Genomic DNA, 13,637 nt, shown 5'->3' with positions numbered 1-13,637 from the left:
TGTCGGCGATCTCCCGCTTGATGCGGTCCATCTCGGCGAGCACGCCGTCGTCGAGTTCGCTGGCCATGACCATTCCCGGATGCAGGGAGGTCGGTTCTGCCGCGCAGCCGCGACAGTCTGATGACGGCCCACCCGCCGCCAATCAAGGCACAGATGACTCCCGCCTCACGCGCAGCGGCGCCATAGTCACGCTTCAAGGTTGCCGATCACGCAATTCGAACGCACAGCGCGTATTGCGCATTTAAACGAGGGGGAACCGTGGCAGCGGAAGCGCGAGTTGAGCTCAAAGACCCAAAATCCTTCAATTTGCTGCGGATTCGATTGGGGGTCGGCCTTGCGCAGGGCGTGGCGCTCTTTGCGCTGAAAGCGATTCAAGACGCGGTGAATATATCGGCGCTAACGCGTAACACGTACTTCGAGCCCGAACCTTCAGCGCCACTTTTCGGCGCGTTCGCTTTGATCGCCCTTTTTCTTCCGCCGGCCGCTTTGGGGGCGTTGGGGACGATCCGTGAGCGGAGCGCGCTCATCTGGATTGCGGCGCTTTCGATTGTCCTGGCGGGGCTTGGCGCCGTGGACGGCTTTGTTAGCCTGAGAGGTGCGAGCGGTCTTTGGCCCTCCTCCGGGTTGATCGCCTTCGTGGCGGTCGGAACATTCGTCGCGCACGAACTCGTCACGGCGGCGGATCTCGACCGGCGCAGGATCGCAACCTACGAGCGCTACTTCGACGAGGGCTGGAAGGATGGGGTCCGGGCCGTGCTTTCCGGCATGTTCGTCGGGGTGTCCTGGCTCCTGCTCTGGCTGGGTGCATTGCTGTTCGACCTGATCGGTCTGCGTTTCCTGCGCGATCTGCTGGGCGAGACCTGGTTCGCATTCCCCGCCCTTGGGTTGTTTTTCGCCTTTTCCGTCCACGTCACCGACGTCCGAGCTAGCCTGGTGCGCGGGACGCGCACGATCGCGCTCACCCTCCTGTCCTTTCTGCTTCCAGTAATGACGCTGATGGTGGCCGGATTTTTGGCCGCGCTACCCTTCACCGGCCTGCAGCCCCTCTGGGAGACGCGACATGCCGGCGCGATCCTTCTCGGTTCAGCCGCCGCCCTGATCATCCTTGTCAACGCCGCCTATCAAGATGGCGAGCGCGAGGAATTTCCGCCGGCGGCGCTAGAGTGGTCCGCGCGGATCGCGAGCATGGTCGTCGCGCCACTGGTGATCATCGCCGCCTACGGGATCTGGCTTCGCGTGCGACAGTACGGGCTGAGCCCGGACCGCGTGAGCGCCATCGCCTGCACGCTTGTCGCGGCCTGCTACGCTGTCGGCTACATCGCCGCGGCCCTGCCGAAGCGACCGTGGCTCAAACGCATCGAGGTTACCAACGTGGCGGCGGCACACCTGATCGTCGCGCTGCTTGTCGCCCTGTTTTCGCCGCTGGCCGACGCCCGGCGATTGTCGGTAGGCGACCAGGTCCGCCGTCTGGAGGCTGGGCTCGTCCGGCCAGAACATTTCGACTACCGGTTCCTGCAGTCGAAGTCCGGCCGGTACGGCCGTGACGCATTGAACCGTCTGGTTGCGAAAACGGAAGGGTTGCACGCTGCTGAGATCAGTCGGTTGGCGCTAGTTGCGAAACAGGACAGCGCTAGCGCAATTGGACAAGCCGCCCCGCCAACACCCGTGGAGCGATCGGCGCTTGTGAAGATGGCGGATGGAGCCAAGCTCCCTGCGTCCTTCCTGACGCAGACGTGGCCAGAGCTCGCCGACCCGCTGAGGCCGTGCGCGAACGACTGGCAACGATGCACGGCGGCTGTGGTGGACCTCAACGCAGACGGGACGGCCGAGATCATTCTTTTCAACCAGGGCTGGTCGGTTTTTGAGGATGAAGGCGAGCGCTGGGTTCGGGTCGGCGGCCTCGCTGGGAGGACGTGCGGCAAAGAGCCGGAGGCTTTGATGGCCGGGCGATATCGTGTGCTCGTCGAACCAGCGCCCTGGCGCGATGTCGAAATCGACGGCAATCGGATGGTTGTCCAGTCCGAGGCCGCTTGCCCGCCGCCAATCAGATGAAGCGCCAGGATTCCTCGGCGGCGCGGCGCAGGGCTCGGGCCTTTTGTAGGGTCTCGTCGTACTCGGCGTCCGGGTCGGAGTCGGCGACCACGCCGCCGCCCGCCTGGATGTACATGGTCCCATCCTTGAAGCAGGCGGTGCGCAGGACGATGCAAGTGTCGATCGAGCCGTCGCAGCCGAAGTAGCCGACGGCGCCCGCGTATGCGATGCCGCGCTTCTCGACCTCAAGTTCGTCGATGATCTCCATCGCCCGCACCTTGGGCGCACCCGACAGGGTGCCGGCGGGCAGGGCGGCCATCAGCACGTCCACCGGGTCGGGATCGTGCGGCGCATCGGCCTCGACATTGGAGACCAAGTGCATCACGTGGCTGTAGCGTTCGACGAAGAAGCTGTTGGTGACGCGCACGTGCGGGCCCGATGAAGCGCCGTCCTTCGGGGCGTTGCGGCCGTCCTGGCCCAGCATGGCGACGCGGCCGGCGTCGTTGCGGCCCAGGTCCAGCAGCATGAGGTGTTCGGCGCGCTCCTTGGGGTCGGCGAGCAACTCCTGTTCGAGCGCCAGATCCTCAGCCGGGGTCGCGCCGCGCGGACGAGTTCCGGCCAGCGGGCGGATGGTGATCTTGCCGTCGCGCAGCCGCACAAGGATCTCGGGCGACGAGCCGGCCATCTGGAAGTCGCCGAAATTCAGATAAAATAGGAACGGCGAGGGGTTCATCCGCCGCAGCGACCGGTAGAGCGCAAACGGATCGCGCGCGAAGGGCGCGCGGAAACGGTGGCTGGGCACCACCTGGAAGATGTCGCCGGCGCCGATGTAGCCCTTGGCCTTCTCGACAATGCCGCGATAGCGCTCGCGGTCGATCGGCGTGGTGAAGGCGTCCGGCTCTGGCGTCGCTGCGCCGGTCAGGCGCGGGGTCGGTTTGCGCAGATCCTCGACGATGCCGGCCAGCCGGGCCTTGGCGGCGGCGAAAGCCTGGGGCGCCGTGGCCGAGTTCGGCCTGGCCGTGGTGACCAGGATGATCTCCTGGGCGACGGCGTCGAAGATCGCCACCACCGACGGGCGCGTCATCAGGCCGTCCGGCAGGTTCAGCGGATCGGGCAGGCCGCCAGGCAGGCGGTGCTCCACCAGCCGGATCATGTCGTAGCCCAGCGCGCCGAAGACGCCCGCCGACATCGGCGGCAGACCCTCGGGCAGGTCGATGCGTGAGGCGGCGAGCAGATCGCGCAGGGAATCAAGCGCGCCGCCCGGCTGGCGCGTGAAGGTCTCGGTGGCGATGTCCTCGCCCTCGGCGACCTCTGCCTGATCGCCACGACAGCGCCACACCAGGTCGGGGTTCAGGGCGATCACGGAATAGCGACCGCGCCAGGCGCCGCCCTCGACGGATTCGAACAGGAAGGCGTAGGGCCTGCCGTGGCCGATCTTCAGATAGGCCGAGACCGGGGTCTCCAGGTCGTCGATCAGCCGGGTCCAGACGAGCTGCGGCGCGCCGCTGGCGTAAAGATGCTCGAAGGACTCGAAAGCTGGCTCGACGTTCATTTCGCCTTTTCTCCCTTGGCCGCGCCCTTGGCGACCGCCGGTTCCAGTCCGATCGCCGCGCGGGCGGCGGCCGTGTTGACCTTGACCTTGAGCTGCTCGCGGGCCGCGCGACGTGCGCTGTCGCCGATGTCGCGGAACAGCACCATGGTCATCTGCGGGCGGGCCTCTTCGGTCATCCGCGCCATCTGGGCGTCAGGCTTGGCGCGGACGGCCTCCAGCTTGGCGACCACCAGGCCGGGCGTCGCACCCGGCGCGATGAACACATCGCCGGGCTTCGCGGAGAACGCCCTGCCGAGCGCTTCTCCCGACAGCGCCTTGTTCTGCGCCGCGGTCGCACGGTCCAGTGCGAGTGCGCGCGAGGGCTTTGCGCCAGCCGCGCTCGCCACCGCTTCCAGGCTCTCGCCTTTGCGAAGGCGTTCGGCGAACTGGTCGGCGCGCGCCTGCAGGCGCTTCACGGTCTCCTCCATGATCCAGACGCGGGTCAGCTGCGGCTTGATCTCGGCCAGCGGCGGGACGGCGGCGGGCAGGATCTTCTCCACGCGCACCGCATAATACGAACCGTCGCCGGTCTCCTGCACTTCGCTCTCGCCGCCGAGCGGCAGGCCGAAGGCGGTGTCCAGCAGTTTAGGCGGCATACCCTGGAGTTGCTGGCCCTCGAGATTGCGGCCGTCCTTGGCGATCGCCGGCAGGGTCAAGGCCGGGACGCCGGCCTTCTGGGCGGCCTCGGTAAGGCTCGCGCCGCCGGCATGGGCGTCATCATAAGCCTGAGTGAGGGCGTATACCTTCTCGGCGGCGGCGTCCTTGCGCAGTTCGGCCTCGAGCTGGGGGCGGATCTCCTCCAGTGAGACGGTGCGCCCAGGCGTCGATTTCAGCACCTTCACCACCGCCAGGCCCAGATCGCCTTGTACTGGGCCGCTGACCTGGCCAGGCGTGAGGGCGAAGGCCGCGTCAGCCACCTTGCGATCGGGGATCGCCGACTTTGGTTTGCCGACGTAGCTGATCGCCTGGGCGCCGACCGACTTGGCGACGGCGGTCGGATCCTCGCCTTTGCCGAGTCGGGCGGCGACGAGCGCGGCGGCCGCGGCGTCCTTCACCGGGATCTGCACCAGCGAGCGGGTCTCGGGCTGCGACAGCGTGTCCTTGCGGAAATTGTAGCGCTCCATCAGCGCCTTCTCGTCGATCGGCAGGTTGGCCGCGACATTGGCCGGGCTGAAGCTGACCACAGTCAGGATGCGCAGCTCGGGGCGCGTGAGTTCTGCCGCGTGCAATTTCATGAAGCCGGTGAGTTGGGCGTCGGTCGGCGCGGGAGGCGCCGGCACACTGGAAGGCTCGATGGTGAAATAGCCGATGTCGCGGGTCTCAAGCCCGTAGGCCGCGGCCAGGGCGGTATAGGCCCGCGGCGCGCGCATCCCGCTGACCAGGCCCTTGGCCAGTTGGTTCTCCGACAGGTCGTCGCGAACGAGCTGTTCGAACTGCTCGCGCGTCAGTTGGTTCTCACCCAGCTTCTGTTGGTAGAGCTTCTCGTCGAAGCGGCCGGTCATCTGGTCGAAGAAGGCCGGGATCTTACGGATCTCAGAGACCACCAGGCTGTCGGGCGCGATGACGCCGACCCGGCGCATCAGCTCGCCGAACGCCGCGCGGTTGGTCAGTTCCTGCAGCAGGCGCGCGTCGAGGCCGTTGGCCACGGCCAGCTCCGTCGAGAGCGGTTGGCCGGCCTGCTGCTCGGCGTTGCGCTTGAAGCTGTCGAATTCCCGGCGGAACTCGGCGCCGGTGACTTGGCGCTTTCCGGCCACGATCACCGCATTCGAGGTCTGTTGTTTGTTGAAGATGTCGCTAATCCCGAAGACGGCGAAGCTGACGATCAGCAGGCCGATCAGGACCGCGGCGACCCAGGATTTCGCGAAGTTGCGGATGGCGGAGAGCATGGAACCCCTTCCCGGGCGCGAGGACGTGCGGGGGGTATAGTGGAGGCCGCTCTCTCCCGGCAAGCACGTGACAGCGACGACGACATGGCTTAACCGCGCGGCATAGCTGCTCAGGACCTTCTCAGATGACCGCACCCATCCCGCTGATCGCCGGCAACTGGAAGATGAACGGAGTGGAGAACGACCTGGTTGAAGCCGCCGCGGTCGCCTCGGGCCTGGGCGCGAGCGCGGTTCGGGTCACGATCTGTCCTCCGGCGACTTTGATCGAACGTATGGCGCGCGCGCTGGCCGGATCGAAGGTCGAGGTCGGCGGACAGGACTGCCGCGCCGAGGCGTCGGGCGCCTTCACCGGCGACGTCTCCGCAGAGATGCTGGCGCAGGCCGGCGCGCGCCTGGTGATCCTCGGACACTCGGAGCGGCGCGCCGGCTATGGCGAGACCGACGCGCTGGTGGCGGCCAAGGCCTTAGCGGCGCTGCGCGGCGGCCTGGAGCCCATCGTCTGCGTCGGCGAGACGCTTGAGGAACGCAAGGCGGGCAGGGCGCTGGAGGTTGTCACCGGCCAAGTGCGCGGCTCGTTGCCGCCGGAGCTCGCGGGGCGGGCGTTCAGCGTCGCCTATGAGCCGGTCTGGGCGATCGGCACCGGCCTGACCCCCAGCGTCGCCGAGATCGAGGAGGTGCATCTGGCGATTCGGGCGACCTTGCGCGACGTGCTGGGCGAAGCCTCCGACCGCGCGCCGATCCTCTACGGCGGCTCGGTGAAGCCATCGAACGCCGCTGAGATCCTGCATGCGGCCGAGGTGGGAGGCGCATTGGTCGGCGGCGCCTCGCTGAAAGCCCAGGACTTCCTGGCGATCATCGGCGCGGCCTGAGCAGCGCTACAGGGTCAGGGAATAGAGCCGGCCGTCGCGGCGTTCGCCGTCGCGTTCGACCTGACCGCGGAGCACGCCGACTTCGGTGAAACCCAGGGCCTCGATCAACGTCTCGGCGGCGCGGGCGCCCAGCGGGGCGCAGGCCTGCAGGCGGCGGATGCCGCGGGTCGCGGCGTAGACCACCACGGCCTGCAACGCCTCCAGGCCATGTCCCTGGCTTTTAGCGGCGGGGCCCAACAGGAAGCCCAGTTCGGCGCGGCGCAACTTGCGGTCGATGCCCGTCAGGTCGCAACAACCAGTCAGCGCATCGTTGGCGAGGCTGCGCATGGTCCAGTGCAGGGCGCGCCCGGTGCGCGCCTCCGCGGCCTGACCCGAGACGATCTCCACAGCGCGTTCCGGATCCTCGACCTGCGCCCAACCCCAGATGCCGACGCTGGCGGGATCGCGCAGGATCGGGAACAGCGCATCGGCGTCGTCCACGGTCTGCGGCTCCAGCCGAAGGCGGGGGGTCTCCAGGATTGGCGCTCGATCGGTCGGAAATCCCATGCCCTTGTCCGCAGCCCGTGACGCCCTAGCTATGGCCTTACGCCAAGCCGAGTGGTAGAGCGCGCGCTTCTTTTGAGCGCGGTGTGACCGCTCGAACCCACCGGACTCGCTTCATGTTGCTCGGCATTCTGCTCACCCTCAATATCATCGTCTGCGTCGGGCTCGTCGCCGTGGTGCTGCTGCAGCGCTCGGAAGGCGGGGCGCTGGGCATGGGCGGCGGGCCGTCGGGATTCATGACCGCGCGCGGCGCCGGCAACCTGCTGACCCAGGTGACCTGGGGTCTTGGTGCGGCGTTCTTCGTGCTCAGCCTGGCGCTGACCCTGCTCACCGGACGCGAGCGCGCCGATTCGTCGGTCGTCGACAGGGTGAAGGTGGATGCGATCGATCCGTCCAGGCTTGGACAGCCCACGGTTCCTGCGCCGGCCGATCCGTCGGCGCCGCAGGCGCCCGCACCCCAGCCGCAGGCGCCGACGCCCAGCGTCAACAACCCGTTCCTCGGCGGCGCGCCAGCCCAGGAAGCGCCGAAGCCCTGATGTGGCGGGCGCAAGCCGGCCGAGCCGCACGCCCGATCATCGGCGCAACGACGCGCTCGCTTTTCGAATCAATGGGGCGTCTTGGCCTCGAATCGCTGCTAACCTGAACGCCCATGACCCGGTACATTTTCATCACCGGCGGCGTGGTCTCCTCCTTGGGCAAAGGTCTGGCGTCCGCCGCGCTCGGTGCGCTGCTGCAGGCGCGTGGCTACAAGGTGCGGCTGCGCAAGCTGGATCCCTATCTCAACGTCGATCCGGGCACGATGAGCCCGTATCAGCACGGCGAGGTGTTCGTCACCGACGATGGGGCCGAGACCGACCTCGACCTTGGCCACTACGAGCGCTTCACCGGCGTGAACGCGACGCGCGGCGACAACATCACCACCGGCCAGATCTACAAGACCATCCTGGAGAAGGAGCGCCGCGGCGACTATCTCGGCGCGACGGTGCAGGTGATCCCGCACGTCACCGACGAGATCAAACGCTTCGTGCTGTCGGATCCGGGCGAGGGCGTCGACTTCGTGCTGGTGGAGATCGGCGGCACGGTCGGCGACATCGAGGGCCTGCCGTTCTTCGAGGCGATCCGCCAGCTGGGCCAGGAGCTGCCGCGCGGACATGCCTGCTACATCCACCTGACCCTGCTGCCGTTCATCAAGACGGCCGGCGAGATGAAGACCAAGCCGACCCAGCACTCGGTGAAGGAGCTGCGCTCGATCGGCATCCAGCCCGATATCCTGCTGTGCCGCTGCGAGCTGCCGATCCCGGCGGGCGAGCGGCGCAAGATCGGCCTGTTCTGCAATGTCCGTGAGAGCGCGGTGATCCAGGCGTTGGACAGCGCCAACATCTACACCGTGCCGCTCGATTATCACGATCAGGGCCTCGACCGTGAAGTGTTGGACGTGTTCGGCATGACCGAGCATGCGCCGGCGCCCGACCTGACGCGCTGGCAGGCGATCTCCGATCGGCTGACCAACCCTGACGGCGAGGTCAACATCGCCGTTGTCGGCAAGTACACGGGCCTGAACGACGCCTACAAGTCGCTGATCGAGGCGCTGATCCACGGCGGCGTGGCCGAAAACGTGCGCGTGCGCATGGACTGGATCGAGGGCGAGGCGTTCGAGGGCGGCGATGAGGGCCTGATCTCCGAGCGGCTGATCGGCGTCCACGGCGTGCTGGTGCCTGGCGCATTCGGCGAGCGCGGCTCCGAAGGGATGATCCAGGCGGTGCGCTTCGCCCGCGAACATCGGATCCCCTACTTCGGCATCTGCTTCGGCATGCAGATGGCGATGATCGAGGCGGCGCGGAACCTGGCGGGCCTGGTCAACGCCTCGTCGACCGAGTTCGGGCCGACGTCCGAGCCGATCGTCGGTCTGATGACAGAATGGACCCGCGGCAACGAACGCGAGACGCGTGGCTCTGGCGACAACCTGGGCGGCACCATGCGCTGCGGCGCCTATGACGCGGTGCTGGTCGAAGGCTCGCGCGTCTCCGAGATCTACGGATCGAACCTGATCAGCGAGCGACATCGCCATCGCTACGAGGTGAACATCGGCTATCGCGACGCGATCGAGCGGACCGGCCTGCGGTTCACCGGCCTATCGCCGGACGGTCTGCTGCCGGAGCTGTGCGAACGCGAGGACCATCCCTGGTTCGTCGGCGTGCAGTTTCACCCCGAGTTGAAGAGCCGCCCCTTCGACCCGCACCCGCTGTTCGCCAGCTTCATCGGCGCCGCGAAGGAACGCAGTCGCCTGGTGTGACGCGACCCACACGAACCGGCGGAGATTTGAGCCATGCCGAATGAAACCCGCACGCCTAGGCTGGCGGTCCTGATCGACGCGGAAAACGCCTCGGCCCGCATCGCCGAGGGCTTGTTCGCCGAGATCGCCACCATCGGCGAGGCGACCGCGCGGCGGATCTACGGCGACTTCGCCAGCGTGCAGATGCGATCCTGGATCGACGTGCTGGCGCGCTTCGCCATCCAGCCGCAGCAGAACTTCGCCAACACCAAGGGCAAGAATTCCGGCGACATCGCCCTGGTGATCGACGCCATGGACTTGCTGCATTCCGGCCGCTTCGACGGCTTCTGCCTGGTCTCGTCGGACAGCGATTTCACGCGCCTCGCCTCGCGCATCCGTGAGCAGGGCGTAACGGTGTTCGGGTTCGGCGAGCACAAGACGCCGGAGAGCTTCCGTCAGGCGTGCACGCGGTTCATCTACACCGAGAACCTGTTGGCCACGGCGCAGGCGGGACCGGCGGAGCCGCGCCCGGCGCCGGCCGGCGGACGCAAACCGAACGAGGCGCGCCAGCTTATCGAGACTGCCATCGCGGACCTGGATGACGATGGCGACGGCTGGGCGCAGTTGGGGGCGATCGGCACGCGGCTGCGCAACGCCTATCCCGACTTTGACCAGCGCACCTATGGCTTCGCGAAGCTCTCGGACCTGATCCGCAACTTCAGCGAGTTCGAGGTCCAGCACCCCGACGGCCGCCCGGTGCGCGTGCGCCGAAGGCTGGGTTGAGGCGTCGGAGCGTGTCTCAATCTCGCAACGATCCTGATTCACACCGCTAACAATCCCGCCCCACTTGCGCCCAGTCGCCGGCCTAACTCCCGAGCGGGGCGCAACGCGGGAGATTCAAGCATGCCGTACCCGATCCCCGAACGCGCGCCTGAGCGTGATCCGCAGGAATTCGCCCTTCGCCTGACGCCGGCCGAATGGCGACGGATGCTGGAGGCCCATGACTTCCTGAAGGGCGAGCACAACAGCTATCGTCCGCGCCGCCTGCTGGGAGTCGTGGTGGAGATCGTCCCCGACCACAGCTTCGGCTGACGGTAACCGCTGGCGCAGCGGCTGCGTAACCAGGGGGACGCCGGTGCCGGAAACCTACGCATTCATCCTCGCCGTGCTGCTGATCGCGACGACGATTCTCTTGCATTTTCTGGTGCTTCAGTGGCTGTCTTGGTGGCAGGAGCGGTGGCGCGGGCCGGCGCATTCGAAGATCGTACTGATTATCTGCGGCCTGATCCTGGCGCACATGGCCGAGACCGCCATCTTCGCCGGCGGCTACTGGCTGGGTGAGCGCGCACAGCTCGGATCATTCGTCAGCTTGCGGCCAATGAGCCACCTGCACCTGTTCTATTTCTCGCTGGAGGCGTTCACCACGCAGGGGCTGGGCGACATCTACCCGGTCGGCGCGCTGCGGCTGATCGCCAGCCTCGAGCCGCTGGCCGGTTTGATCCTGATCGGCTGGTCGACGTCCTTCACCTTCCTGACCATGAGCCGGGAGTGGAGGGACAATCCGCGGGACTAGAGGAGCGGCGCAGCAGCCGCCCAGACTTGTTCCGGCGTGAGCTGTGTGATGTCGGGCTCGCGCAAGACTGCGACGCTCTGTCCGGGACGCACGGCGCGCGGCGCGCTCATCGCTGGGTCGCTGTCGGCGGAGAACAGCACCACGACAGGCGCGCCCGCGGCGGCGATCAGGTGGATGGGGCCGGTGTCGTTGCCGACCGCCAGGCGTGCGCCGCGCGCCAGTTCGGCGATCGCGGCCAGGGGGGTGCGGCCAACGAGACTGACGGACCGCGGCGCCGCAGCGCGGATCTGTTCGGCGAGTCTCGCTTCCCCCTCGCCGTGGCCGAGGATCACCGGCGTGACGCCTCGCTCGACCAGACGCCCGGCCAGCGCCGCATAGGACGCGACCGGCCATCGCTTGGCTGGCCGATGCGCCGCGCCGCCAGGAACCAGGAGTGCGTAGGCGCCGGGAACGCCCAGATCGGCGACCTCCGCCCGCAGCCAACTCAAATCCGGCGGCGGCGTGTCGGTGATCCCCGCGACGGCCAGTTGGCGGCGCTGCAGGTCCTGCAGGTGCAGCCGCTCGCGACCCGGAGCCTTGTCCTCGAATACCGCGCCGCGGGCGTTGCCGGACCAAGCCGGCCGGTTCGGCCACAGCAGTTGGAAGTAGCGATTGGTGCGGCCCTGGGTCTGGAGGTCGTAGACGCGGGAGAAGCGCGCGCGCCGTATGCGGGTGATCAGCCTGACCACCGCGCCGACGTTGCGCCACGCCGGACGTCCGTCGCTCCACACCTCGTCGAACCAGCCGCAGGCCCGACCGAGGTCGGCGTAGGGCGGCGTCGTCAGCAGGACGAGATGGGCTTGCGGATGCGCCGCTCGGATCGCCTTCATGCAGCCGGTGGCTTGGACGAAGTCGCCCAACGCCGAAAGCTTGATGACCAGGATGCGCTCCACCGGCCCGCCGATTCGTGTTACCGCGACGCTCCCCTTAGCACCTGACGGACACGCGCCTCACAGATGTTTCCGACCGAGGCCGCCTGGGTCGGCGCGGCGCTGTCCGCCTTCGACGCCGAAGCGTTGAGCCCATTGCTCAACGTCGGCGCCTCCACACGCACCTTCCGCACCGAGATCCAGCCTTGGATCCATGAGGAGATCGTGGCGCCGCTGGAGGCGCGCGGCGTGCGCGTCGTGCATCTAGACCTGAAGGAGGGCGACGGCGTCGATATCGCCGCTGACATCCTCTCCGACGAAGGCCTGGCGCGGGCGAAGGCGGTCGGTGCACGCGCGCTCACGCTCTGCAACATCCTGGAGCATGTGGTCGATCCGGCCGACCTGGCGAGGCGAGCCCAGGCGCTGGTGGCGCCCGGCGGCATCCTGGTAGTCACCGGGCCGCGCAGCTATCCGCACCACCGCGACCCGATCGACACGATGTTCAGGCCGACGCCGCAGGAGATGGCGGCGCTGTTCCCGGGCTGCGAGGTGCTGTTGGCCGAGGAGCTGGCGACCGGCTCCTACCGCGACCAGGTGCGCGCGCGGCCTTGGCTGCTGCTGCGCCCGCTGTTCCGCCTGCCGTTCCCGTTCCTCGGATGGGCCAAGTGGAAGCGCTCGATGGGCAGGCTCTACTGGCTGTTCAATCCGTATCTGGTGAGCTGCGTGGTGCTGCGGACGCCGCGGGGCTGAGGCGGTCCAGAGCGGTGCACAGGACGCAGGCCGCGACACCCAACGCCAGCCACCAGTCCTGCCAGACCCCGAAGCCCACGGCCGCGATGCTGAAATAGGCCGCCGCCGCCCCGGCCATCGCCGCTCCGGAGAGATCAGCTCTCTCGCGGGAAGCCTTGCGGAACAGCATCGCCCAAAGCGCCGCGGCGAGCGCGGCCCCGACGACGCCCAGCTCCAGCCAAAGCTGCAACGGCCCGTTGTGCGGATGCAGGATGATGTCGGGGCTCATGGTGCGGCTGGCGTCGAGGCCCCAGCCGATCAGCGGATGGGCGGCGATCCGCGCGGCGGCATGGCTCCAGTAGCCCATACGCTCGGCCCAGGAGAGCGGGGCAGCCTGCATCAGGCCGTCGTAAAGCCCGGCGGCCTGTAGGCCCCAGATCACGCCGGGCGTGGCCAGCACGACGACGAGCGCCGCCAGGCCCATCAGCCTGGGCGCCAGCCTGGGCGCGAGGGCGAAGGCGCCGGCGGCGGCCGACGCTGACAGCAGCGCCAGCACCGGCGCATCCGAATCGAATCCGAGCTCCGCAGCGATGATCCCGGCGGCCATCGCCAGCGCCGGGCCGAAGCCCAGGCCCAGTCGCCATCCCGCTGCGGCGGCCGGCGCGGCGAGCACGGAAAGCACGAAGGCGCCGCGCGCCACGTTGCGGGCGGCGAGGTCGGGGCGAATCGGATCACCGGTCGACGCGCGGACCCACTGGTAGATGGCGGCGCCGCTGAGGCCTTCGATGGTCAGCAGCACCCCGTAAGCGGTCAGCCCGATCACGGCGATCAGCAACGCCCGGCGCAGCAGCTCTGGCGCTGCGGCGCGCGCGGCGCAGATGGCGCCGGCGAACAGCGGCACGGCGGCCAGCACTTTCAGAGCCGTGGCGTCCTCCAGTTCGTCGGGGCGGAACGGGCTCCACAGGATCGAGGCCGAGAACCAGACCGACCCCGCCAACACAATCACCAGGACCGGCCTGTCGGCGCGGCGTGCGCGCAGGGCAGGCAGGCTCAGCAGGCCCATGAAGGCGAGCGTCGGTGCAAAGCCAAGCGGCGACAGCCAAGCTAGCAGCGGCAGGAGGCAGCCGAACCCAATGAGCACCCGGCCGCACCACCGCGAAAGGCCGGGACCGATCGCGGACGCGTCCAACTCAACCTGCGCCACGCTCGCGAGGGACTCTGTCTTGATCTGTTCG

At 68.1% G+C, this 13,637-nt stretch carries 13 protein-coding genes; 8 read left to right on the top strand and 5 right to left on the bottom strand.

The window, feature by feature from the left end; genetic code table 11:
* Positions 1-258: 258 nt before the first annotated feature.
* Entirely contained in the window at positions 259-2,052 is a 1,794-nt protein-coding gene (locus Q8R27_RS11315; RefSeq protein WP_305699119.1) for a DUF4153 domain-containing protein, read from the top strand.
* On the opposite strand, the gene trpE is transcribed toward Q8R27_RS11315, so the two are convergent.
* Together trpE and Q8R27_RS11305 are read right to left on the bottom strand one after the other, a co-directional pair.
* Positions 2,045-3,583, bottom strand: coding sequence for an anthranilate synthase component I (gene trpE, locus Q8R27_RS11310; protein ID WP_305699118.1), 1,539 nt, complete (start codon positions 3,581-3,583; stop codon positions 2,045-2,047). The two genes, Q8R27_RS11315 and trpE, sit on opposite strands and share 8 nt — an antisense overlap.
* Complete coding sequence (locus Q8R27_RS11305) at positions 3,580-5,508, bottom strand: peptidylprolyl isomerase (RefSeq protein WP_305699117.1); 1,929 nt, start codon at positions 5,506-5,508, stop codon at positions 3,580-3,582. Before Q8R27_RS11305 ends, trpE begins: the two co-directional genes overlap by 4 nt.
* Before the next feature lie 125 nt (positions 5,509-5,633).
* Between Q8R27_RS11305 and tpiA the strand changes: the two genes are divergently transcribed.
* A complete protein-coding gene (tpiA, locus tag Q8R27_RS11300) occupies positions 5,634-6,377 on the top strand; it encodes a triose-phosphate isomerase (RefSeq protein ID WP_305699116.1) in 744 nt (247 codons plus the stop codon).
* A gap of 6 nt (positions 6,378-6,383) precedes the next feature.
* Here the strand turns inward: tpiA and Q8R27_RS11295 are convergent, their stop codons facing one another.
* Positions 6,384-6,923 (bottom strand): GNAT family N-acetyltransferase, encoded by a 540-nt coding sequence (locus Q8R27_RS11295; protein WP_305699115.1) that lies wholly within the window; start codon positions 6,921-6,923, stop codon positions 6,384-6,386.
* Between the two features lie 113 nt (positions 6,924-7,036).
* Here Q8R27_RS11295 and secG point away from each other — a divergent pair, with 113 nt between their 5' ends.
* The 5 genes from secG to Q8R27_RS11270 all read left to right on the top strand — a co-directional run bounded on the left by secG (position 7,037) and on the right by Q8R27_RS11270 (position 10,765).
* On the top strand, positions 7,037-7,456 hold the full coding sequence (gene secG / locus Q8R27_RS11290; RefSeq protein ID WP_305699114.1) for a preprotein translocase subunit SecG: 420 nt from the start codon (positions 7,037-7,039) through the stop codon (positions 7,454-7,456).
* 113 nt (positions 7,457-7,569) lie between these two features.
* On the top strand, positions 7,570-9,213 hold the full coding sequence (locus tag Q8R27_RS11285; RefSeq protein WP_305699113.1) for a CTP synthase: 1,644 nt from the start codon (positions 7,570-7,572) through the stop codon (positions 9,211-9,213).
* 33 nt (positions 9,214-9,246) lie between these two features.
* Positions 9,247-9,975: an NYN domain-containing protein gene (locus Q8R27_RS11280; RefSeq protein ID WP_305699112.1), complete on the top strand. Its 729-nt coding sequence runs from the start codon at positions 9,247-9,249 to the stop codon at positions 9,973-9,975.
* Positions 9,976-10,095: 120 nt separating this feature from the next.
* Positions 10,096-10,284: a hypothetical protein gene (locus Q8R27_RS11275; RefSeq protein WP_305699111.1), complete on the top strand. Its 189-nt coding sequence runs from the start codon at positions 10,096-10,098 to the stop codon at positions 10,282-10,284.
* A gap of 43 nt (positions 10,285-10,327) precedes the next feature.
* Complete coding sequence (locus Q8R27_RS11270) at positions 10,328-10,765, top strand: ion channel (protein WP_305699110.1); 438 nt, start codon at positions 10,328-10,330, stop codon at positions 10,763-10,765.
* Here the strand turns inward: Q8R27_RS11270 and Q8R27_RS11265 are convergent.
* On the bottom strand, positions 10,762-11,697 hold the full coding sequence (locus Q8R27_RS11265; RefSeq protein ID WP_305699109.1) for a glycosyltransferase family 9 protein: 936 nt from the start codon (positions 11,695-11,697) through the stop codon (positions 10,762-10,764). The genes Q8R27_RS11270 and Q8R27_RS11265 overlap by 4 nt on opposite strands.
* Positions 11,698-11,760: 63 nt before the next feature.
* Here Q8R27_RS11265 and Q8R27_RS11260 point away from each other — a divergent pair, with 63 nt between their 5' ends.
* Positions 11,761-12,423 (top strand): hypothetical protein, encoded by a 663-nt coding sequence (locus tag Q8R27_RS11260; protein WP_305699108.1) that lies wholly within the window; start codon positions 11,761-11,763, stop codon positions 12,421-12,423.
* Here Q8R27_RS11260 and Q8R27_RS11255 read toward each other — a convergent pair.
* On the bottom strand, positions 12,374-13,543 hold the full coding sequence (locus Q8R27_RS11255; protein ID WP_305699107.1) for an O-antigen ligase family protein: 1,170 nt from the start codon (positions 13,541-13,543) through the stop codon (positions 12,374-12,376). The genes Q8R27_RS11260 and Q8R27_RS11255 overlap by 50 nt on opposite strands.
* Between the last annotated feature and the right edge of the window lie 94 nt (positions 13,544-13,637).

Source organism: Phenylobacterium sp. (assembly GCF_030697305.1).
Lineage (GTDB): Bacteria > Pseudomonadota > Alphaproteobacteria > Caulobacterales > Caulobacteraceae > Phenylobacterium.
Note: the sequence above shows the minus strand (reverse complement) of the source record. Positions and strands in the feature narration are given on the sequence as shown.

Excerpts from the sequence above, each read along its gene's own strand:
- trpE (WP_305699118.1), bottom strand. The coding sequence starts at position 3,583 with ATGAACGTCGAGCCAGCTTTCGAGTCCTTCGAGCATCTTTACGCCAGC.
- Q8R27_RS11305 (WP_305699117.1), bottom strand. The coding sequence starts at position 5,508 with ATGCTCTCCGCCATCCGCAACTTCGCGAAATCCTGGGTCGCCGCGGTC.
- tpiA (WP_305699116.1), top strand. The coding sequence starts at position 5,634 with ATGACCGCACCCATCCCGCTGATCGCCGGCAACTGGAAGATGAACGGA.
- Q8R27_RS11295 (WP_305699115.1), bottom strand. The coding sequence starts at position 6,923 with ATGGGATTTCCGACCGATCGAGCGCCAATCCTGGAGACCCCCCGCCTT.
- secG (WP_305699114.1), top strand. The coding sequence starts at position 7,037 with ATGTTGCTCGGCATTCTGCTCACCCTCAATATCATCGTCTGCGTCGGG.
- Q8R27_RS11285 (WP_305699113.1), top strand. The coding sequence starts at position 7,570 with ATGACCCGGTACATTTTCATCACCGGCGGCGTGGTCTCCTCCTTGGGC.
- Q8R27_RS11280 (WP_305699112.1), top strand. The coding sequence starts at position 9,247 with ATGCCGAATGAAACCCGCACGCCTAGGCTGGCGGTCCTGATCGACGCG.
- Q8R27_RS11275 (WP_305699111.1), top strand. The coding sequence starts at position 10,096 with ATGCCGTACCCGATCCCCGAACGCGCGCCTGAGCGTGATCCGCAGGAA.
- Q8R27_RS11260 (WP_305699108.1), top strand. The coding sequence starts at position 11,761 with ATGTTTCCGACCGAGGCCGCCTGGGTCGGCGCGGCGCTGTCCGCCTTC.